Origin of the sequence: Granulicatella sp. HMSC30F09 (assembly GCF_001806915.1) — a bacterium.
Lineage (GTDB): Bacteria > Bacillota > Bacilli > Lactobacillales > Aerococcaceae > Granulicatella > Granulicatella adiacens.
Genome location: NZ_KV786433.1, coordinates 1 through 21168 on the forward strand (window position 1 = coordinate 1; position 21168 = coordinate 21168).

Here is a 21168-nt window from a genome sequence, read left to right on the forward strand (position 1 = left end):
AAAATGTGTCCAGGATTCTGGGTACATATCAAGTGTGAGCTCTTTTTGCTTCGTCGTCTTTCGCCCGCACAGTTTATTAGACTTTCTTGAATCACGAGTGATGAAAAGAAAGTCAATAAACCACTGTGAAGAGCGCTCAGAAATGGAACGTTGGACCCGAACGACGCAAAGGACTTTGAAAAAGTCGTGCAAAATCCTTCACAGTGTGAAGGATTTGGGTGTGGGCATTGGAAATGATATCGAATGATTAATTTATAAGACAATACAATATAAAATATATGCGGTATTAAACATAAACTCGAAACTCAATAACCACCCTGCATTCAAGTCAAAGCACATACCCTTGAATGCACCATGAAAATTATCATATATGATAATTTCACCATACGTATTTATCTGACAGAATTTATTTTATTGCACAAAAAAATCCCCACATCTGTGGGGATTTTGTCTTATCTAATACCTAACGCAATTCTTGCGTATCGTGACATCCGTTCAGGAGTCCATGCCGGATACCAAACAAGTTTCACATCTATTGTCTTCACTTCTTCAATCTCAGCTAATGCGCGATGAATTTCATCTGTAATAATATCTGCTAGCGGACAACCCATTGTTGTAAGGGTCATATCCACTTTACAATGACCTTCCTCATTTAAGTCCACTCCGTAAATCAATCCTAAGTTTACAATATCAATTCCTAACTCGGGATCAATGACTGTTTCTAACGCTTCTAAGATCTTTTCTTGCATTGCTTCTGCTGCAGTTTTATTCTCTTCTGTCATTTGCTACTCTCCTATTGAAATACTTTTTGGAAGAAATCCGCTACTGCTTCAAACACTTGATGAGGTACTCGGTGACCTTCACCTTGTGTCTCATGCCATTCTACCTTTGTAGCGTATGGTTCCTTCTTAATACTATCATAAAATTCTTTATTTAATTCATAAGGCACTTTATCATCTGCTGTCCCATGCCATAAGAATAATGGACGTCCGTTAATACGTTCCGGGCGTTTTGCAAGAGCCATTGCATCTAAAAATGCTTTATTCTTCTCAATTTCCGCTTCTAATGCATCACATTGTTCCTTTGTTGTTCCTGTCATCCAAATGGAAGAAATCGTCCATTTAGCAAAACGAGCAGGATCCGCACTTCCCATCAAACTGGCTGCGGCTGTAATCTCTGGATAGTGATTGAACAATGCGTATGTCGTAATACCACCCATGCTTAAACCAGATACCCCAAACTTCTCTTCATTTAAGAGTCCACGCTGTCTCATCTCTTCTTTTAAAACAGGAAGTTCTTTAATATTGTTTGCAACAATCTCCCAGATTTCTCCTCCAATTAGACGCACACCTCTGTCTCCATGTAACAGTTGGTCTGGTAAAATCGCACGAATGCCACGCTTAGCGAGTTCAACTCCAATGGTTACAACACGGTCTTTACTACCGGTCCAACCATGATAGAACACAACAATAGGAAGTACTTGGTCTTTTAAAGCTGTATCTACGACTTCTGCATAAGGGATTCCCTTTACTTCACGATAATCAATTTGAATCATAATTTCCTCTTTCTTCTTATTTTATTGAAAATATGGTACACTTATACAGATATTGTACTAAAATGAAACTTTAACCTCAAGTTTCCAATTTACATAACTTTATTAGAAAGGAGTATTTATGAACCAAAAATTAATTGCCATCGATTTAGATGGGACTACTTTAAATGCAAATTCTGAACTCACACAAGAAACGATTGACACACTTCATGCTGTTCAAAAACTAGGTCATAAAGTTGCTATCGTTACCGGTCGTCCTTATCGTAGCTCAAAAGAAATATACAACCAATTGAATCTTGGAGGTCCTATTGTGAATTTCAATGGTGCTCTCTGTCATATTCCAAGCAAGCCAGAATGGGATGGACGCTATCATATCACATTGGATACTGAACTTGTTTTAGACTTAGTTGCTTTTAACAAGACTTTACCAGTGGATTATTTGATGGTTGAAGGAACTGAATTGATGTATTCAAATATTACAGAGCTGCCCGATTGTCCATATTATCCAAAAGATCAGAAACCATTATTGATTCATCCAACAACTAAATTAAAAGAAAAGCCTACAGCGGTAGCGTTATTCTCTGACTTAGAATTACAATCTGAAATCAAGAAGAAAATTTTACATCGTTACAATAACGGCATTGAAGTAAGAACTTGGGGAGGCAGTTACCCTTGTCTAGAAGTCATTACAAGCGGAATCCATAAAGCAAAAGCCGTTGAACATCTTTCTCGTTATTATGATATTCATCAAAAGGACATTCTTGCCTTTGGTGATGAGGACAATGATATGGAAATGATTCAATACGCAGGGCACGGAGTTGCGATGAAAAATGGTATTGATGAATTGAAAAATGTGGCTAATGCCATTACTCCATTCACCAATGACCAAAATGGATTAGCGAAGTATTTGCAAGATTACTTTAAATTATAGGATGTGAGAAAAGTAGTCTAGCTAACATTGGCAGTGAGAATATTAGCTAAAGATTCATAGTTTAGCCATAAGCGATCTGAAAGACTACGCGGACTAAACTCGAGATGCTTGAACTTCTGCTTTTTCGAGATCAACTACTACCTATCCTTTAACGGAACTTCAACAAAACAAAAGGATATCCCCAGGGATATCCTTTTTTCTTACATTTGTTTCAGAAGATGTTAATTTGGGAGCAATATTTCTAAAAAATTTAATTTTATTCATTCATGTAAAAAGATGAATGATTTCATCTGATAAAGCTTTCGAATACATAGGATTCTCTTTTTTTCAGTTACATATTCTAACTTTCCACGCCAGAGATAGGTAGTCAGCCTATTTAATTTCAGAATGAAATTATAGCATATAAACGATATTGTTTATATGCTATATCATCTTCTATTTTACTAAATACACCGAGATAAATTGACTTACAATCGTGAAATAAACAAATACAGTTGTTAAATCGTTAACAGTGGTAATGAATGGTCCACTGGCAATTGAAGGATCAAAGTTAAATTTATCTAATAAGAACGGAATACAAGTCCCTGTTAATGCAGCAACGAAAATCGAAGCAAACATCGCAAAACCGATAATGCCACCAAGTACAATATTCCCTTGCCATAGACTCACAATTCCAAACACAACTACCCCAGAAATCAATCCGATTCCTAGACCTGTCGTCCCTTCTTGCACGAGGACTTTCCAAAAAGACTGCTCTTCCTCATGAAGCCCAATCTTACGAATCGCAACCGCAAGTGATTGTGTCCCCGTATTTCCGGCAGTACCAGTAATTAAGGTGATGAAGATGGCAAAGATACTTGCTTGTTGAATCAGTGGCTCATAATGTCTGAAAAGGAATGCCGTAACGGTTCCCATGATGAGAAGGGTCATAATTCCTGGCAGTCGGTTGACAATTCCTGCCCACACGCCTTGGTGAGCTTCATCAACGTTTACCCCAGCAAGACCTGAATAGTCGCTGGTTGCTTCTTCTTCGATAACATCCAACGCATCATCGACTGTAATAATCCCTACTAATGTATTCGTATCGTCAACGACTGGAATTGCAAGGAAGTCGTAGTCTTTAATCGTTTGTGCTACTTCTTCTTGCGCATCATTGACGTGTACGGTTACGACACGGTCAATCATGATATCCTTGACGAGCTTTTCGTCTGGTTTCACGATTAAGTCTTTCAATGTAAGAATCCCTGTTAAATGATTTTCATCGTCAGTCACATACACATAATAGATGGTTTCAGCGTCTTCAGCAAAACGTTTAACAGTTGCCATCGCTGTCTTTAATGTATCTGATTCACGCACGGCGATAAATTCCGTCGTCATCATCGCCCCTGCTGTTTCATCTTCGTAATTCAATAATTGACGAAGTTCACTTGCCGTTTTATGTGGCATCAAGCGTAAGTATGTGCGGACATTTTCTTCCCCCACTTGCTTCAACACGTCTACTGCATTATCGGAATACATTTCCGCGAGCATTCGTGAGGCATAGGCTTCGTCCATTTCATTTAAGTACTCTTCCACATCTTCTACGTCTTCTTCTAAAAGTTCGAACACCATTGCCATTTCTTCGGGCGTTAAGTATTGGTAAGCCAGCTTTCTCTCTTCCAAGGTTAAACTCAAATAAATTTGTGCCTGGTCGTAAGTGTGGTTTTCAAAGAAGATTTCTCTGAATTGCTGCTTATCTTCTGTTGCTAAAGTATGTTGAATTTGTTCTAAAATATCTTCAAATTCATAAACGATTTCGCTCAATGGTGATTCTCCTCTCTTTACTTCTTATGCGCTTCAACCCACTGACTCATATCTTTAGGAAGTGGAGCTTCTATTATCAGTTCTTTTTTCGTCATCGGATGAATAAAAGTGAGTGAGTGACAATGCAAAGCTTGTCGGTCTAAAAGTTCGTCTTTAAGCCCACCATATAAATCATCCCCCACAAGTGGAGCCCCAAGCCACGAGAAATGAACACGAATCTGATGCGTACGCCCAGTGTGTAATAAAATCTCAACAAGTTCTGCTCCATCTAGTGTGTCTTTCTTCCAATATTCGGTTAAAGATGGTTTCCCATCTTCTGATACACAACGATTAATAATGGACCCCTCATTTCGTCCAATAGGAGCATCGATAAATCCATGCTCTTCTAGAGTTGAAGTGTCATGTACTAATGCCAAATATTTCTTTTGAATCGTTTTTTCTCGTAATGCCTGATCCATCCACGCATGTACAACACGGTGTTTAGCAAACATCATCACTCCTGTTGTATCGCGGTCAAGGCGAGTAACCACATGAGTAATTTGGTCAGCATAGCCACGCCTTTTATAGTATCCTTTCACACGATTAGCCATCGAGTGATCCGGATGTAACTTTGATGGAATCGAAGCAGTCCCAACAGGCTTATTGATAATGAGTAAATACTCATCTTCATACAAAATATCAATCGGAACTTCGCTTGGAATGACCGTTTCATGCTCTCCAGAAGGTGGTATCACCATCGTGAGGACATCTCCAGGTTGGAGTGTTTTCAAAACAATCTCATGACGGCCATTGACGAGTAATTCTCCGTGCGATTTGACATGTGCTAAAAACGTTCTTGAAATGCCCACTTCTTGCAGAAAAGAACGCATCATCATCGGATACTCGTATGGGTAATTCCACGTTAAAATCAACGGACTTCCTCACTTCCATTACAATTTACTTCACGAGAACCAATAAATGCATCTTCTACTCGGTCCCAGAATGGAGTATGGCGGTAAGCTGCAAATGAAATACGCTCCTTGCTAATTTTTAATTGAATCTCTTCTATCTCATTCCCATCATACGTTAAATGATCAATCGCCATCACCATTCCTTCTTCACTTTCAGGACGAAGGGTCAATACATTATCTTTGGCGAAAATCATTGGTGAGCTGAGTGTACGATAAACTCGATTATTAATAGAGGCCATTTCTGCCATTTGCATCACTTCAGCACGTGGATGCACGACCGCTCCACCAAGAGACTTGCTAAGTCCTGTTGAACCAGTTGGTGTCGCAACGCAAAGACCATCTCCACGGAAGTTTTCAAACAAATCACCATTAATAAAAACTTGGCAGAATAACGTACCGTTTACTTTGCGTAAAGTTGCCTCATTTAAAGCTGAATAATGTGCTGTTTCACCATTTTTTAGCTTAACAGTCACATCTAGTAAAGGATAGCTGACACGCTCCCCTTTATCCTTTTTTAATGACTCGATTAATTCATCCACTTCATAATTTCGCCAATCCGTATAAAATCCGAGGTGCCCAGTATGAATCCCGACAAAGCGGATTTGATCTAATTGATTACGATAATGATGGAAAGCTCCTAAAAGAGTTCCGTCTCCACCAACTGTAATCACAATATCTGGATGTTCATCATCTCTAGTAAATTCTCCTTGTTGGCAAAGATGGTTAAAGGCATTCATGACTTCTTTCGTTTTTTCTGATTGATTTCCATATAAACCGACTTTCATGACCTACCTCCGTTTCTTTCTTTTTCTTTGATTTTCCTTACAAATTGCAAAAATATATTGCGCTTCCTGAATTTCCTCTCTGATTTCAGACATTTCCTCATCGAGTAAAAAGGCTGCTTCCGCTGCACGTTCTAATCGTTCATGAATCGCTTCAGGGAATTCTCCTTTATATTTATAGTTTAAAGAGTGTTCAATCGTCGCCCAAAAATTCATTGCTAATGTACGAATTTGAATTTCCACTAAGATCTTCGTTTCCCCTTCAATTCGTTGAACAGGATACTCCAACACAAGGTGGTAAGAGCGATATCCACTTGCCTTTTTATTTTGAATATAATCTCGTTCAATCACGATTTCAAAGTCGTTTCTTTGACGAATTAGACGAACAACTTCATAAATATCATCAACGAATTGACACATAATACGAAGTCCAGCAATATCTTGTACGCCTTCTAGGAATTCTTCTCTAGGAATATTACGAACTTGCATCTTTTCTAGAATACTCTCTGGCGTCTTCACACGACCTGTGATAAATTCAATCGGAGCATGTCTGCCTTCTTGACGATACTGACGACGTATTCCTTTTAATTTAATTTTTAATTCTTCAATTGCTTGATAATACGGAGCTAGAAAGGCTTCCCAATCTTCAACAAGCGGCGTTTCCAACTTTTCCATATTTCCACCTACTTTTTTTCATTTCCGTTCTCTATCATACCATATTTTATGTAAAAGCTTGACTAATTAATGCGATTTTTTTCAATTCTCCCTCATTTTGAGATACAATAGAATGCTGAAGGAGGGAAAAGTTTGTTACAAGTAGAAAGAGAATTTAAAAATTTACTGACCAAGAGCCAATATCATTCGCTTCTAGAGGATTTTAAGCCCCTCTTATCTAAAGAAATCACCCAAACCAATAGTTATTATGATTGGGATGGAATCCTCCAATCTCATAAAATGGCACTCCGTATTCGAATTGTTGAGGGAAAAACCATTGGAGAAATCACTTTGAAAATCCCTCAATCTAGTCTAGAAGTATTGGAATTCACTCATGAATTGCCTGTTGAAATACTTCACCAATACAATGAACAAAAGCAATTTACGCTTCCTTTATCCATTAAAGAGACTTTAGAAAGTAATGGAGTCTTTATCGAAAAGGTCGAACAAACTGCTCTATTAACCACTCATCGATTTGAAGGTCCCTTATCTAACAACGAATGGCTTGTTCTAGATGAAAGTTACTATAACGGGAAAGTGGACTATGAAATGGAGATGGAAGTTCAGAATCTCTCATTAGGGGAAGAAGTCTTTTTGAAGATTCTTCAAAAGTATCAAATTCAACGAGAACAAGCAGAAAGTAAAATTAAACGAGCCCTTTCAAGTCTCTCCTCCTAAGCAAGGGAACCGCATTTTATTCTGAATTTTTTAGGAACTATGTTACAATAAAATTACAAAAATAAAGTTAGAGGAACAGAGGTGTCGGATTTTGAGTACCTACGAAACAAAAAATCTATCAAAAAACACTTCACACGAAAAGATTTTCGAATTGTTTTTATTCGTGAATCCCTTGGGAACATACTGTTATCGCTGTGAAAATGAATTACTAAAATTTGTACGTAATTCTGAATTTAAAGTGCATTATCACTTTTTAACATTTCATAATTTACAGACCGTTAATCAATATATGAAAAACCAAAAATTACCTGTAACGGATTTAGATTTACGAAATGATATATACATGAAAATTTATGATGCAGCCCTCTCATATAAAGCTGCACTCCTACAAGGAAAACGCCTTGGACATCAATTTTTGATTGAATTACAACAACAAATTCATCAACATAAACGCGAATACAATGATGACTTGTTAGAAGAAATATTAAATAAAATCGAAATTGATAAAAAGATGTTTTACGAGGATAAATCTAGCTCCGCTGTAAAAAAAGCCTATGATCGAGATCTTCAAATTGCGCAAGAGATGAATGTTACACATACTCCTTCCCTTGTTATTTTTGATAACTCTAATCAACCTTATGGATTACTTTTAGCTAGTAGCATTACAGCTGAGACCATTGCTGAAATTTGTAATGGTGAGCCTTTACCAGGGTATCACTCTACAAAAAAATTAGTAGGAACACATACAAATGAACCTCAAAAATTTGATAAAGTGGTCAATATGAATTTAAATCGCTATTAATTATCTCCCAACTAGAGTTTTTAGTTGGGCTTTTTTTATAAAAAATTATTAGCTTCCCATTATTTCTTTTAAAACAAAAAAAGTTCGTAAGAAAATTTCTTACGAACCTTTTTTTGTTTTAGAACCAATTAATTTTTGAGATTATTCACTCATTAAAGCTTCTAATTGAGATAGACGTTTTTCAAATACATCAAATGCATCATATAAGTAATTTTTCTTCGTCATATCTACTCCAGCTTTCTTCATGACTTCGATCGGAGCATCACTACGTCCTGCACGTAAGTAATTTAAGTAAGCTTCTAAATCTTCAGGAGTCCCATGTAAAATCTTATCTGATAAAGCAGTTGCTGCAGCCATACCAGTTGCATATTGGAATACATAGTAATTCATGTAGAAATGAGGAATACGTGCCCATTCGTATGCAATTTGTTCATCTTGGATGACATTCGCATAGTATTTAGCGTTGATTTCTCCATAGACTTTTGCAAGAGATTCTTGCGTTAATGGTTGACCTTGTTGATCCATTAAGTGGATTTGATGTTCAAATTCCGCAAATTGTGTTTGACGGAAAATGGTTGATTTGAAGCGGTGTAAATAGTTGTTTAAGATATATTTTTGCGCTTCTTTATCTGTATGTTTCTTCAACAAGTAATCTGTTAAGATGTTTTCGTTTGTTGTAGAAGCAATTTCTGCTAAGAAGATTGAGTAATCTCCGTATTGTTTTGGTTGTGTATTACGAGTGAAGTAGCTGTGGGCACTATGTCCTAACTCGTGAACTAATGTGAAGAAGTTTGATAATTCATCATGCCAGTTCAACAAGATGTATGGTGCTGTTGAGTATGCCCCACTTGAGTATCCACCACTACGTTTACCGATGTTTTCAGCAACGTCGATCCAACGATCAGCATAAGCTTTTTTCATGATTTCAGCATATTCTTCTCCAAGTGGTAGTAAGGCTTCACGACTTGCTTTTGCTGCTTCTTCGTAATTATATTTAATTGGAGCGTCTCCAGTAATTGGTACGTATAAGTCATACATATGCAATTCATCTAAGCCTAATGCTTTTTGTTGTAATGCGATATAACGGTGTAGTAATGGTAATTTTTCGTTTACCACTTCTACTAAAGCATCGTACACTTCTTCCGGAACTTGGTTTGAAGCAAGTGCTGCTTGGCGTGCTGAGTCATAATTATGCACTAGAGCGCTGAAGTTGTGACCTTTCACTTCTGTACCAAGTGTGCTTGCAAATGTATTTTTCAAGTTGATGTATGGTTTGTATAATGTTTCGAATGCTTCCTTACGAACAGCTTGATTTTTAGATTCGATATATACTGAGTAGTTTCCGTTTGTCAATTCAACTTTTTCGCCATCTTCAGTTGTGATTTCGTCAAACTTGATGTCAGCGTTATTTAATAAATTGAACGTTTTGCTTGCACCTTGGAACACTTCACTGGCTTTTGATAATAAAGCTTCTTCTTTATCTGAAAGCACGTGACCTTTTTTAATACGCGCTGTTTCTAATAATACACGGAAGTCTTCTAATCCTGGTTCTTGTTTGAAATATCCTTCGAACTCTTCATCGGATAATGCTAAGATTGCTGGACTAAACCATGCAGAAGCGCCTGAAAAATCAATATATGTAGAGAACGCACGTTGATTTAAGACTTGATTTTCGTTATTTGAAGTATCTTGGTCTGCTTTTAAATGTGAGTAAACATAAGCTGTTTCAATCTTATCATCCACTACGTTTAAAAGATTTAAGAATGCTAATAAAGAAGCACCGTCTTTTAGTGCTGTATCTTTTGCAGCAGCTACTGCTGGAATTTGTGATTTTACAAATTCTAAATCTTTTTCAAATCCTTCGTTTGATTCATAAATTGCGGAAAGGTCCCATGTTAATTCTACTGGAACTTCTTCACGTCTTAATGGTTTTTTATTGGCCATTATAATCCCTACTTTCTAAAAGGTTGATAGTCCTAGTGTACTATGAAATGGATTCTTTTTAAAGGTTTTAAGCCAAATTTTACACAAAAAGAGACCAAATGAATCGCTTTTGATTCACCTGATCTCATTAATTAGTCTTCAAGGAAAGTGGCTTTGTCTAAACTATCCGTTCCGATAATCGCTACAAGAATGACATCCTCACGAATGAGAAAATCTGCGAACACTTTTGTATTCAACGATTCATCCTTTCCTTCACGATATCCAATTAAGTTCAAATCATAATCTTTACGTAAGTCTAAATCTCTTAGTTGTTTTCCAACCCATGATTTTGGCGGATAAAATTCCACAAGCGAGATATTGCCATCAAGAGAAATCACCTCAGCTATTTTATGGTGAAGAATGTTCTTTACGAGACGAATTCCTGTTTCCTTTTCTGGATTTACGACACGTTGCGCACCCATCTTCGTCAAGATTTCTGTTGTTGTACGGCCCTTTGCTTTAGCGATGATTTCTGGAACACCCAGTTTCGTACAATGCATCACGGCTAGAATACTCGCTTCTAAACTAGACCCTGTGGCTACCACCACCGTGTCGCAGTCACCGATTCCGATTTCTTTCAACACTTCTTCGTCTGTCACATCGGCAATCACGGCCTTTGTGACAAGTGGCTCAATACGGTTGACGTTTGTTTCATCACGGTCCACAGCAATAATGTCGCAATCATAGTCACTTAGTTGTTTAGCAATGGTCATCCCAAACACACCTAGTCCTAAAATCCCAACTGTCTTTCTCATTACAATCCCTACTTTCTATCCAATTAATAATGGCGCTTTGGCATACTTCATCTCGAGTGCTTTCTTCTTTCGATTTGAAAAACTTAATAGCACTGTCAACGGTCCAATACGACCAATAAACATCAACAACATAATCACAATTTTTCCAAGGAAAGATAAGGTTGGTGTTAAATTCGCTGTTACTCCTACTGTACATACCGCTGATATCGTTTCAAACAAAGTATATAGTAACGGCACATCTGGATCCGTTAAGCTGAGTAAGAATACACTCGTTAGAATTAATGTAGTAAATACGATAAAAATCGTTAAAGCTTTTCTCGCCAATTCTTGCGAAATACGATGATTTCTAAATTGAATCATACGCTCGTCATATACTTCTGAGCGAATAAACAAAAGAACTACTAAGAAAGTTGTCGTCTTCACTCCACCAGCAGTCCCTCCAGGAGAACCTCCAATCAGCATTTGAATAGAATATAAAAGAATGCTAGTTGGATGCGCTGTTGTGTAATCAATCGAAGCAAAGCCTGCCGTTCTCATCGTTACTGTTTGGAAGAAGCTGACAAGCAATTTATCTAAAAATGATAGATTACCTATCGTATTTGGATTATTCCATTCCGTCAACATGGTTAAAACCGTTCCGCTTAAGAGAATAATCCCAGTTAGCCAAAGAACTATCTTCGTATGATAATGCAATCGTCGGTAGAATGATTTTTTCTTTTTGCTCTTTGTAGATTCTCGCATAGATAAATAACTGTTTTTGAAATCAAACCAAACAGAAAAACCAATCCCACCAAGAATAATAAGAGCTGCAATGACTAAATTCAATAGTGGATCCGTTGCATAATTAATCAGACTATTTGAACCTAAATTATCAAATCCAGCATTACAAAAAGCGGAGATGGCTAAGAAAAATGCTGTAAAGATTCCCTTTCCGATTCCTAGTTCAGGAACGAAACGAAAAGATAGAATAACCGCTGCAATCAATTCAATAACGAAAGTATATTTAAAAATCGTTGTTAAATATTTTTTGAAATCCTGACCATCTTCTCGGTTCAAACTATCTTGCAGAGCTAATTTATCCACTAAGGACATCTTTTTCCCAGAATCATAGAGGAAAAAAGCTATGATACTCATTAGTCCCAAGCCTCCAATTTGCATCAAAATCATACAAATAATCTGACCAAAAACATTATACGTTTCGGCTACGGGTTGCGTAAATAGACCCGTTACACACACCATCGATACGGTAGTAAATAAATGGTCAAAATACGTAGCTTGTGAGGTCGCTATTTGCGAAATCGGCAAATTAAGTAGTAATGATCCAACCAAAATCACAATGGCAAAACTGGCTGCAATCCTTTTTGGAATGGAATCTTTCAATAAGAAACGAATCATCTTCGTCCCTCCTATTCTAAACAAAAATACTGCGCTCAAAATAAAAAGAGCAGAATATATTCGATATTCTACTCTTCCTATTGATTAATTACAACCGTTAATGTTTCATTATAATATGGAGAGGAAAAATTATTCCACCACTTGATATTCTTTTTCTTCACCGAAAAATTCATCATACAACGCGCGGATAGCTTTCTTTTCATATTGGTCTAAAATACCAAACATCATCGAAACCTCAGATACCCCTTGATTATATAATTCAATATTGATTTGAGTACGAGCAAGAGTTGAAGCCACACGAGCAGTAGTACCGACCATGTTGACCATCCCTTCCCCTACTAACATAATCAAGCAAAGTCCACGTGTAAAGCTTGCTTCGTCTACATCTAATTCAGCATAGAATCGCTCTACAATAGACTCTAATTGTTCATCAGTAGCATCTTCCCCACGAATGATAATTGTCGCATCATCAATGCCTGTGGGAATATGTTCAATCGATATGCCCTCTTCTTCAAAAATCGTCAATACTTTACGGAGGAAACCAATCTCATGGTTCATTAAGTATTTCTTCACGTAAATACTTACGAAACCTGGTGAACTTGCAATACCGGAAATAACATTTGGAGAAGTCACCTTCCCTTTCATAATGTAAGTTCCACTTGCTTCAGGATTGTTCGTATTACATACATGCACTGGGATTCCTTTTTTGATAGAAGGCAGAAGTGCTTCTGTATGGAATACTGAAAAACCAGCGTACGATAACTCACGCATTTCTGTATAAGATAATACATCGATAGGGAGTGGTTTATGAACAATTTTTGGACTTGCTACATAAATCGCATCCACATCTGTGAAGTTTTCGTACTCATCAGCGTTCACCGCATTGGCTAAAATTGACCCAGTAATATCTGATCCCCCACGAGAGAACGTTACGATTTTTCCTTCTTTTGTAACTCCATAGAATCCTGGGAAAACAATCACTTCATTTGTTAATTGTAAGTACTCTAATTCATGATAGCTTTCTTCCAAAACGCGAGCTTCCCCTGGAGTATCACTCACCCATAGTTTGGCTTCTCTAGGTCCAACATATTTAGCAGCAAGACCTTCTTGGTTAAAGTAGGACGCGATGAGGCGAGCATTTAAGTCTTCCCCACTTGCTTTATAAGCATCCATTAAATATTCAGAGGATAGATCGTTTCTTTCTTTTAAGTTTTTAAAATGAATTCGAACGAGTTCAAACACTTCTGGTTTTAATTCCAACTCATCGCTGATTTCTTTATAACGGACTAAGATTTTCTTTAATACTTCTTCATCATAATTCCCTTCAATATGAGAAGTTGCTAATTGGATAAGAAGATCTGTTACTTTTTCATCATCAGAAGACCGTTTTCCTGGTGCTGAAACCACTACAATTTTACGACTTGAATCGGATTTTACAATATTAAAGACCTTTCTTAATTGTGTGGCATTTGCTAAAGAGCTCCCACCAAATTTGATTACTTTCATATGACACTTCCTTATTTTTCAATGTACCTAGACTACCAAATTAATGAACGGAACGCAACGAATTTCCACTAATTATATACATTTGTCTTTGAAATAGAAACAGTCTTGAAAACTTGTATTTATCATTCGAGTTTGTTAGTCTTAAATAAAATAAATAAAGGAGGTCACACCATGTCAAAAATGTTGCATACTTGTGTCCGTGTTGAAAATCTAGAAGAAAGCATTCGATTCTACGAAGAAGCATTTGGTTTTAAAGAAACAAGAAGAAAAGACTTCCCAGAACACAAATTCACAATCGCTTATCTCGCTTTTGAAGGAGATGACTATGAATTAGAATTAACATATAACTATGGCCACGGCCCATACGAAATCGGTGACGGATATGGTCATATCGCCATCAGTGCTAAAGACTTAGAAGCTCTTCACGCTGAACACGTTGCTAAAGGCTATGACGTTACAGAATTAAAAGGATTACCAGGACATCCAGCAAACTACTATTTCGTGAAAGACCTAGATGGATACAAAATCGAAGTTATCCGCGAAAAATAGTTCATACATGACATTCCACACTCCCTCTGCTATAATGTATTCTATGCGATGAGGCGACACGCAGTACATAAGAGACTGCGAGTTATGTGGAACAGGCGTGCTTAGGCACACTACCGGATGTAGCTGTTTGTAGTTCGTGATGTGAACACGACCTACTCATCTGAAAAGATGCCACGCTAAGACTAGGAGTTCCTAGTCTTTTTTTATAGTAAAATTATGATACAATAGCAATGAAATTTAGTAATACATACGGAAAGAGGAAACTTCATGAAACAATGTCCATTCTGTCATGAAATGATTGACGAAAAAGAAACACTCTGCCCTTATTGCGGCACCGTTCAAGATGAACTTTCTGCTCCTACTGCCATTGAGCCAAATGATGGAGTTCAAACAGACTTATTAGATGAAAATAATGAACCTACTGCTTCATTCACTACAAAAGTTGAAACGAAAATTCCAGAAGAAGATAACCGTAGTTCACAAGAAAACCGAGTAAAGAATAACCGTTTTGCATATGCAGGTGCGTGGAATAAATTCAAACGATTCTTTACTTTCTTTGGAGAACGTTTGCTTCACCCAACGAATCAATATTCGCGGAAACGTCAATATAGTCGTACTTATGGGTACGCGTTAATTATTTTAGCGACTGTAATGTCTGCATTCATTACAACTCATGTCATTCACACTTTATTTACCCAGTATCAATTATTCGCTGATATTTCAATCTTACCAAGCTTAACAAGTACCCCCAATTATATTTGGATGTTTGTTAGATTCCTGGTATTTTACTTATTCTTCTACCTTGGATTCCCTACTATTTCATATGGGCTAAAACATGTTTTCCAAAAACGTCAACATGTCTTTAACTACTGGTTAACTCAATATGAAGGAATGAATGTCTTAGCAATTCTATTATTAGCCATTGCAACTGTTATGACTTTTATTTCTCCAGTGTGGTTTTTCGTTGGAATCTTAATTGTATTCTTTGCGCATATTTTACTTTATATTGTGACACTAGCCTCATCTATTTTTAAAAGCGCAACAGAATCCTCCATCGATCCAGTATACTTATCACTTATTGGTTTAGTGGTACAATTAATTATCACCATCAGCTTACTTTTAATCTTATTTTAAAATGCAAACAGAAAACCCTGACCATCTCTGGTCAGGGTTATTTGTTGATTTTAACTCTTTTTCATGATTAGAAACTAGATACTCTTTCTATATTTTCTAAGAAGATTTCCTATCAATTGTCCAATTAAACTAATCGCTCCATAGATGATTATATAACTACTGGCAGAGTCATTTAAAATATACACATTCGGAAACCATAATAATCCAACGATAACGGAAAAATACCATCTAAACCCTTTCTTTATAGCGAAGACTAGTGAAATAAGGAATACAATTATAGGGATGACCATCAATAATAGAAAGATGCCACTTCCTGTATCTTTGACTAAATATAATGGAATGAAATAATACATCATGGCAATAACAATATACACGGTATACTTTTTTATCCATTCTTTCATTGCACTCTCCTCCTTTTTACAAGAGCTATCTCCTTAAAAAATTATAACATTAATTTATTTTTAATTTGTGTGACCTTATTGTGATATGGAAGAAAAACAAAAAAACAGCCTTCCAAGAACCTAAAGAGGGGGATTCTAAGAACTTACAGCTGTTCTTAGTTGGTTCTTGTACGACTGCTTTTTGTTTATAATATATTCAATCTGACTTTCCTATTGTTGATTGAATAGATTTTTAATACTTTCAAAGATGGAAGAGAAAAATTGGGCAATTTTATCCAACCATCCTTCGTTTTTGGCTTGTTCGACTAAGCTGTTAATCTTTTCGCCGACTGATTTTGACAAGCTATTTAATTGCTCTAATACTTGTTTGGAATCAATCGCACTTGTATTTTGGTAGTTTTGTGCAAAAGCAACTAATGCATTAATTTGATCTTTAGAAATCACATTTTGCAATGAATTATTCTTCAGCGCATCATTAATAATGCGTTCAATATCTTCTTTGGTCGCTAATTGTCCTTGCTTTTGTTTGAGTTCCGCAAGTTCTTTTTTGATTTCAATCATCGCTTTATCTAGTTTTGAGGAATCGAATCCTTTTTGGTTTGCATTCTCTTGCGCGATTTTATTTGTCACTTCTAATTCCTGTTGAGCTACCTCAGTACGTTTGGCGTCCAGCTGAACTCCATTCGCTTCAAACGCCTTATATACTCCAGTTAATGCAGACTCTCCTGTTACCTTTGATACTGCTGCGACTTCAATTTCCGCATCCGTTACCCCAGCAGTGATGGCCGCATTGGCATATTGCTCAGCTGTCACCAGTGTGATATTTTCAGGTGTCTTAATACGAACCTTCACACCAGTTCCTTTATCTTTCTTTTGAACCATCACTGAAGAAATCATAACAGAAGTGTTTCCATCTCCACTTCCAAGATATTTAATCATATCTTGTCCAGTTGCTTTTTCGGTTTTCACTGTATTCGGATCCTTAATTCCTAATAACTCTGATGTCTGTTTAATTTGTGATTCATTTAATCCTCCGCCATAAACAACGGTCGGCTTGCCCCATTTTTCATTAATGGTCGTTGTATCAATGGCATATGCACTTTTCATGGATAATCCCATCAATGCAAGGACGATTGCGGTTCCTTTCACCCATTTCTTCATGAATGAACCTCCTTTATTTAAAATCGTAACTTACTTGTTACACCTCTAGTATACAAAAAGAACTTTAAGAAAAGAGTGCTCTTTCCTTAAAGTTCTTTATCTATTTGTTTAAGAATTTGTTAACGTCTTCGAGTAAATGCCTTCATAGTTGTTGGTGAGAAAAGCATAATGATTGGGTAAATTTCCAAACGTCCTGCAATCATCCCAATTGAAAGGACAAATGTATTGAAATCCGAATACATCGAGAAGTTGCTTGTAGGCCCAACTTGACCAAGCCCTGGCCCGATGTTGTTAAAGGTTGCGGCCACACTTGAGAAGGCTGTTGTAAAATCGCCTGCTTCAAATGAAACGCAGAGTAACAATACGAGGAAGAACAGTACATACACGATTAAGTAGTTGGCAATACTCTTCTCCATCTTATTGTCGATTGGTTTTCCATTCATCGTTGGTACAAAGACACGGCGAGGTTGCCCCATACGTTTTAATTCGGCAATCGCACTCTTGAAGTACACGATAACACGAGAAACTTTAATCCCTCCGGCTGTTGACCCTGCGCATCCTCCAATAAACATCAGAAGTAGAAGGAGCACATGTGGGAACAAGCCCCAGAGTCCAAAGTCGACCGTTGAATATCCGGTTGTCGTAATAATCGATGATACCGTAAAGAAGACGCTACGAATCGGAACTCCTAAAGCCGTTTGAGTAATCGTCAATACGGTAAAAATAATCATCGTAAAGCTGAGAACAATTCCGACATACGTACGCACTTCTTCATCTTTAATCACATCTTTAACAGCGCCTAAAAGGACAAAGTAGTACAAGTTAAAGTTGATTCCAAAGAGCATCATCCCTACTCCGATAATCCATTCCACAGCTGCAGGATTGGCGTAAATACTAAATCCAGCATTGTTAATCCCGAAACCACCTGTTCCAGCTGTACCAAACGCTAGAAGCAAGGCATCAAAGAGTGGTACTTGGAAGACGACCAGAATAATCACTAGTACAGCAGTCATTGCTAAATAAATCATATATAAGATTTGTGCCGTATGCGCTAATTTCGAAACAAGTTTCCCAAACACAGGTCCAGGGACTTCCGCACGCATTAATTGCACGGATTCGGAACCATGACTTGGCAAAATCGCAAGTGCAAATACCAGTACCCCCATCCCCCCGACTAAGTGAGTGAAACTTCTCCAAAATAATGAAGAATGCGCTAATACAGAAAGGTCTGGAATAATGCTTGATCCTGTTGTTGTTAATCCACTTGCTGTTTCAAAGAAAGCATCTACCACATTTGGAATTTCACCTGTAAAGACAAAGGGTAATCCCCCAAAGAAAGAGAGTAAAATCCAACTCAACGCAACGGTAACGACCCCGTCTCGCGCCATAATTTTAAGTGGCTCAGGTTTTTTAAAGCTTAAGAGAGAGCCAATTACAAGCAACATCAAAATCGTACCAGCATAAGCAAGTTTTTGAGTATGTGACTCCTGATAAATAAAGCTAACAATTAGTGGTAAAGCTAAAAGTGCTGCTTCAACTTGAAGCATTTTCCCCACAAAATAGCGAACTGTTTTTATATTCATTGCGACACCTCTATTCCAAAATGTCGTTAATGTCGTCAAAGTCTTTTTCCGTTGTCACGACGATTACCTTATCAAATGGTTCAATGGTATCATTTCCGGCAGGATAGATTAGTTGTTGTCCACGAACAATAAACGCAATCAAGAGATTTGATTTTGTTTTGAGTTCTGATAATGGAATGCCACAAATCGCACTATTCTTTTGAACACGGAATTGCAGTGCTTCAACTTGGTTATCTGCTAAACGGTATAATGCTTCAACATTTGAGCCTTGAGTATTTGAACGTGAACGAACGAATTGAATAATTTCATTAGCCACGATATGTTTTGGAGTCACAACTGATTGGCTGTCAAAACCTTTAAATACTTTAAGAAGAGCTGGACGACTCATCTTCGTAATGATCTTTTGAACGCCTTGTTGTTTCGCATAGGCAGAAAGGATTAAGTTTTCCTCGTCAATCCCTGTCATCGATACAAACACATCATATTCTGTAATGCGTTGTTCCTCTAATACATCGTGATCAGTTCCGTCGGCATGAATTACTGTTGTATGTGGAAATGCATAGCTTAAAGTTTCACTGCGCTCTTCATTTACTTCAATCACTTTCGTATCGATTTTAGTTTGTTTCAACATATTGAGTAAATAATAGGTGATACGACCACCACCAACAATCACGGCCGAAGAGACACTCTTCGTTTCTTGTCCTGTTAATTTTAAGAAATTACGTAAGTCAGGATAAGCTCCAGTAATATACACATGATCTCCTGCTTCTAGTGTTGAATCTCCGTCCGGAATAAAGCTTTGTTCGTTACGATGAATCACACAGATTAAAATAGATTCAAAACGATTACGCACTTCTTTTAAAGATAATCCAGCAAGACGTGATCCTTCATTGATTTCCAATTCCAGTAAGCTCACTCGATTTCCAACAAAATTTTCCACACTTAATGCAGAAGGATAATTAAAGTTATTCGCGATATCACGGGCAGTAGAAAGCTCAGGGTTAATCAGTAATGAAATTCCTAAACTTTCACGAATGAGTTGTAATTGTTGTGAATACTCAGGATTACGCACACGTGCAACTGTATATTCCGCCCCAATTTTTTTCGCAAGAATTGATGCAATAATATTAATTTCGTCCATTTCCGTTACGGAAATAAAGATGTCACAGTTTTCCACTCCTGCTTCCACAAGAATATCGTAACTAGCACCATTTCCACAAATTCCCATAATATCGAATTTGTTTAAGAGTCGATCAATTAAATCTTGATTTTTATCAATCAATACAATGTCATTTTCTTCCGTTGAGAGTTCTTGGCAAATGACTTCGCCGACTTTCCCCCCACCGACAACAACAATTTTCATTTAGTTTCCTCCAGATTGAAAATCTTATACCCTCCTATTTTACCCGTCTGGTGCGGAAAGGTCAAAGTTTATCTTGTTTTCTAAAGGTGCAAAGCATGTTACACTATGGTCGGAGGCAACTATGAACGAACACGAATTACAAAACTTAACCGAGGAGATTTCGCGCACGTCTTTTCACCGCGAATTCACGCACAAAATCACTTATAACAATCGTCTACGCTCCAGCGGTGGTCGTTATCTTCTGAAGACGGGAAATATCGAGATTAACCCCCTTGTCGAACAAGAACTGGGGCTAGAAACTTTGACTGGCGTCATTAAACATGAACTCTGCCATTATCACTTGCATCAAATAGGTGGCGGCTATCGTCACCGTGACCAAGACTTCAAACGCCTGCTCGCTCAGGTAGGTGGAAGTCGATTTGTCGAGCGAATGAGAGATCCGAACTTCATTTACGAATGCACATCGTGCCATCACCGCTACCCTAGAATGCGTAAGATGAATACAAAACGCTATGTGTGCGGAAAATGTCACGGAAAACTAATCCTTTTAGATTGAAATTCCAACAAACATTTGATAAACTGAAATAGTTCTGCGGTCGTGGCGGAATGGCAGACGCGCTGTCTTGAGGGGGCAGTGGGTGTATACCTGTGCGGGTTCAAGTCCCGCCGGCCGCATAAAGAAAATGAAACACCCTAGATGGATGACCATCTAGGGTGTTTTTGTGGTTGTAAATCTAAATATTTTTGTGCAGTGATGAAGGCAAACTCACCGTCACCCAACATTCACACTGTGAATATTGGCTGAACGCTTTTGCTCACATCCTGTGTAGTTGAGTTCAGGCTCGTAGCTTTCGCGTTCCTTTCCGACAATTATCCGCACGTCCTTATCGGACGCTTGCGTTAATTTCGGTAAAGGGTCGAAAGCTGACCACTCGCCTTCACATCCCTGTATAGTTGAACTCGGGCTCACAGGACTGACGTCCACTTCCTGATATGTCCGCACGACTTTTTTCAAAGTCCCTTGCGGCATATCAGTCCAGTGATTCAGTCCTGAGCGTTCGCCCTCGTATCCTGCTGTAGTTGAGCTCGCAAAAGCATAGGCTCAAGCCTTTCGAGTTTAGTCCGC

Annotated in this window: 20 protein-coding genes and 1 tRNA gene; 7 read left to right on the forward strand and 14 right to left on the reverse strand. The window is 37.6% G+C overall.

Translation table 11 applies throughout. The annotated features are described in order from the left end of the window. Nucleotides 1–452 precede the first annotated feature (452 nt). Complete coding sequence (locus tag HMPREF3103_RS07185; RefSeq protein WP_005605203.1) at nt 453–782, reverse strand: metal-sulfur cluster assembly factor; 330 nt, start codon at nt 780–782, stop codon at nt 453–455. An 11-nt stretch (nt 783–793) separates the two neighbouring features. Continuing rightward, complete coding sequence (locus HMPREF3103_RS07190; RefSeq protein ID WP_049554657.1) at nt 794–1555, reverse strand: prolyl oligopeptidase family serine peptidase; 762 nt, start codon at nt 1553–1555, stop codon at nt 794–796. Between the two features lie 118 nt (nt 1556–1673). On the opposite strand from HMPREF3103_RS07190, the gene HMPREF3103_RS07195 reads away from it, so the two are divergent. Further along, nucleotides 1674–2483: a Cof-type HAD-IIB family hydrolase gene (locus HMPREF3103_RS07195; RefSeq protein ID WP_070438717.1), complete on the forward strand. Its 810-nt coding sequence runs from the start codon at nt 1674–1676 to the stop codon at nt 2481–2483. Nucleotides 2484–2918: 435 nt separating this feature from the next. On the opposite strand, the gene mgtE is transcribed toward HMPREF3103_RS07195, so the two are convergent. From mgtE to HMPREF3103_RS07215, 4 genes are read right to left on the reverse strand one after another with little or no spacing between them, the layout of a single operon-like run. Continuing rightward, nucleotides 2919–4286, reverse strand: coding sequence for a magnesium transporter (mgtE, locus tag HMPREF3103_RS07200; protein ID WP_070438721.1), 1368 nt, complete (start codon nt 4284–4286; stop codon nt 2919–2921). A 17-nt stretch (nt 4287–4303) separates the two neighbouring features. After that, nucleotides 4304–5197 (reverse strand): RluA family pseudouridine synthase, encoded by an 894-nt coding sequence (locus HMPREF3103_RS07205; protein WP_305793937.1) that lies wholly within the window; start codon nt 5195–5197, stop codon nt 4304–4306. Then, nucleotides 5194–6021, reverse strand: coding sequence for an NAD kinase (locus HMPREF3103_RS07210; protein WP_070438724.1), 828 nt, complete (start codon nt 6019–6021; stop codon nt 5194–5196). The genes HMPREF3103_RS07205 and HMPREF3103_RS07210 overlap by 4 nt, the downstream gene beginning before the upstream one ends. 3 nt (nt 6022–6024) lie before the next feature. Then, on the reverse strand, nt 6025–6693 hold the full coding sequence (locus HMPREF3103_RS07215; protein WP_005605192.1) for a GTP diphosphokinase: 669 nt from the start codon (nt 6691–6693) through the stop codon (nt 6025–6027). Nucleotides 6694–6825: 132 nt separating this feature from the next. Between HMPREF3103_RS07215 and HMPREF3103_RS07220 the strand changes: the two genes are divergently transcribed. Both HMPREF3103_RS07220 and HMPREF3103_RS07225 read left to right on the forward strand, forming a co-directional pair. Continuing rightward, nucleotides 6826–7410: a CYTH domain-containing protein gene (locus HMPREF3103_RS07220; RefSeq protein WP_070438727.1), complete on the forward strand. Its 585-nt coding sequence runs from the start codon at nt 6826–6828 to the stop codon at nt 7408–7410. Between the two features lie 91 nt (nt 7411–7501). Further along, nucleotides 7502–8212, forward strand: coding sequence for a DsbA family protein (locus tag HMPREF3103_RS07225; protein WP_070438730.1), 711 nt, complete (start codon nt 7502–7504; stop codon nt 8210–8212). A gap of 141 nt (nt 8213–8353) precedes the next feature. Here HMPREF3103_RS07225 and pepF read toward each other — a convergent pair whose 3' ends face one another. From pepF to HMPREF3103_RS07245, 4 genes are all read right to left on the reverse strand, one after another. Beyond that, nucleotides 8354–10156, reverse strand: coding sequence for an oligoendopeptidase F (gene pepF / locus HMPREF3103_RS07230; RefSeq protein WP_070438733.1), 1803 nt, complete (start codon nt 10154–10156; stop codon nt 8354–8356). Between the two features lie 131 nt (nt 10157–10287). Next, on the reverse strand, nt 10288–10950 hold the full coding sequence (locus HMPREF3103_RS07235; RefSeq protein WP_070438736.1) for a potassium channel family protein: 663 nt from the start codon (nt 10948–10950) through the stop codon (nt 10288–10290). 15 nt (nt 10951–10965) lie between these two features. Next, nucleotides 10966–12345 carry a TrkH family potassium uptake protein gene (locus HMPREF3103_RS07240; RefSeq protein ID WP_070438739.1) on the reverse strand — a complete coding sequence of 460 codons (1380 nt, stop codon included), beginning with the start codon at nt 12343–12345 and terminating at the stop codon, nt 10966–10968. A 129-nt stretch (nt 12346–12474) separates the two neighbouring features. Further along, nucleotides 12475–13851, reverse strand: a complete 1377-nt coding sequence (locus HMPREF3103_RS07245) for an aspartate kinase (protein ID WP_005605176.1) — start codon at nt 13849–13851, stop codon at nt 12475–12477. 171 nt (nt 13852–14022) lie between these two features. Here HMPREF3103_RS07245 and HMPREF3103_RS07250 point away from each other — a divergent pair, with 171 nt between their 5' ends. Further along, nucleotides 14023–14400, forward strand: coding sequence for a lactoylglutathione lyase (locus HMPREF3103_RS07250; protein WP_005605167.1), 378 nt, complete (start codon nt 14023–14025; stop codon nt 14398–14400). 267 nt (nt 14401–14667) lie between these two features. Next, nucleotides 14668–15534 carry a zinc ribbon domain-containing protein gene (locus HMPREF3103_RS07255; RefSeq protein WP_070438742.1) on the forward strand — a complete coding sequence of 289 codons (867 nt, stop codon included), beginning with the start codon at nt 14668–14670 and terminating at the stop codon, nt 15532–15534. 74 nt (nt 15535–15608) lie between these two features. Here HMPREF3103_RS07255 and HMPREF3103_RS07260 read toward each other — a convergent pair whose 3' ends face one another. The 4 genes from HMPREF3103_RS07260 to trkA all read right to left on the reverse strand — a co-directional run bounded on the left by HMPREF3103_RS07260 (nt 15609) and on the right by trkA (nt 20042). Then, the gene (locus HMPREF3103_RS07260; RefSeq protein ID WP_070438745.1) at nt 15609–15935 is read right to left on the reverse strand and encodes a hypothetical protein; all 327 of its coding nucleotides are present in this window, start codon (nt 15933–15935) and stop codon (nt 15609–15611) included. A 210-nt stretch (nt 15936–16145) separates the two neighbouring features. Beyond that, a complete protein-coding gene (locus HMPREF3103_RS07265) occupies nt 16146–17096 on the reverse strand; it encodes a DUF1002 domain-containing protein (protein WP_070438748.1) in 951 nt (316 codons plus the stop codon). Between the two features lie 119 nt (nt 17097–17215). Further along, the gene (locus HMPREF3103_RS07270) at nt 17216–18679 is read right to left on the reverse strand and encodes a TrkH family potassium uptake protein (RefSeq protein ID WP_070438750.1); all 1464 of its coding nucleotides are present in this window, start codon (nt 18677–18679) and stop codon (nt 17216–17218) included. Between the two features lie 10 nt (nt 18680–18689). After that, nucleotides 18690–20042, reverse strand: coding sequence for a Trk system potassium transporter TrkA (trkA, locus tag HMPREF3103_RS07275; protein WP_005605159.1), 1353 nt, complete (start codon nt 20040–20042; stop codon nt 18690–18692). 121 nt (nt 20043–20163) lie between these two features. Here trkA and HMPREF3103_RS07280 point away from each other — a divergent pair, with 121 nt between their 5' ends. Further along, nucleotides 20164–20598 (forward strand): SprT family protein, encoded by a 435-nt coding sequence (locus HMPREF3103_RS07280; protein ID WP_049554672.1) that lies wholly within the window; start codon nt 20164–20166, stop codon nt 20596–20598. A gap of 36 nt (nt 20599–20634) precedes the next feature. After that, nucleotides 20635–20717: transfer RNA gene (locus HMPREF3103_RS07285), tRNA-Leu, on the forward strand. Nucleotides 20718–21168: the final 451 nt, after the last annotated feature.

What these genes read in the sequence shown, in the direction of transcription:
- HMPREF3103_RS07185 (WP_005605203.1), bottom strand. Translation starts at nt 782, where the DNA reads ATGACAGAAGAGAATAAAACTGCAGCAGAAGCAATGCAAGAAAAGATC.
- HMPREF3103_RS07190 (WP_049554657.1), bottom strand. Translation starts at nt 1,555, where the DNA reads ATGATTCAAATTGATTATCGTGAAGTAAAGGGAATCCCTTATGCAGAA.
- HMPREF3103_RS07195 (WP_070438717.1), top strand. Translation starts at nt 1,674, where the DNA reads ATGAACCAAAAATTAATTGCCATCGATTTAGATGGGACTACTTTAAAT.
- HMPREF3103_RS07210 (WP_070438724.1), bottom strand. Translation starts at nt 6,021, where the DNA reads ATGAAAGTCGGTTTATATGGAAATCAATCAGAAAAAACGAAAGAAGTC.
- HMPREF3103_RS07215 (WP_005605192.1), bottom strand. Translation starts at nt 6,693, where the DNA reads ATGGAAAAGTTGGAAACGCCGCTTGTTGAAGATTGGGAAGCCTTTCTA.
- pepF (WP_070438733.1), bottom strand. Translation starts at nt 10,156, where the DNA reads ATGGCCAATAAAAAACCATTAAGACGTGAAGAAGTTCCAGTAGAATTA.
- HMPREF3103_RS07235 (WP_070438736.1), bottom strand. Translation starts at nt 10,950, where the DNA reads ATGAGAAAGACAGTTGGGATTTTAGGACTAGGTGTGTTTGGGATGACC.
- HMPREF3103_RS07240 (WP_070438739.1), bottom strand. Translation starts at nt 12,345, where the DNA reads ATGATTCGTTTCTTATTGAAAGATTCCATTCCAAAAAGGATTGCAGCC.
- HMPREF3103_RS07245 (WP_005605176.1), bottom strand. Translation starts at nt 13,851, where the DNA reads ATGAAAGTAATCAAATTTGGTGGGAGCTCTTTAGCAAATGCCACACAA.
- HMPREF3103_RS07250 (WP_005605167.1), top strand. Translation starts at nt 14,023, where the DNA reads ATGTCAAAAATGTTGCATACTTGTGTCCGTGTTGAAAATCTAGAAGAA.
- HMPREF3103_RS07255 (WP_070438742.1), top strand. Translation starts at nt 14,668, where the DNA reads ATGAAACAATGTCCATTCTGTCATGAAATGATTGACGAAAAAGAAACA.
- HMPREF3103_RS07260 (WP_070438745.1), bottom strand. Translation starts at nt 15,935, where the DNA reads ATGAAAGAATGGATAAAAAAGTATACCGTGTATATTGTTATTGCCATG.
- HMPREF3103_RS07265 (WP_070438748.1), bottom strand. Translation starts at nt 17,096, where the DNA reads ATGAAGAAATGGGTGAAAGGAACCGCAATCGTCCTTGCATTGATGGGA.
- HMPREF3103_RS07270 (WP_070438750.1), bottom strand. Translation starts at nt 18,679, where the DNA reads ATGAATATAAAAACAGTTCGCTATTTTGTGGGGAAAATGCTTCAAGTT.
- trkA (WP_005605159.1), bottom strand. Translation starts at nt 20,042, where the DNA reads ATGAAAATTGTTGTTGTCGGTGGGGGGAAAGTCGGCGAAGTCATTTGC.
- HMPREF3103_RS07280 (WP_049554672.1), top strand. Translation starts at nt 20,164, where the DNA reads ATGAACGAACACGAATTACAAAACTTAACCGAGGAGATTTCGCGCACG.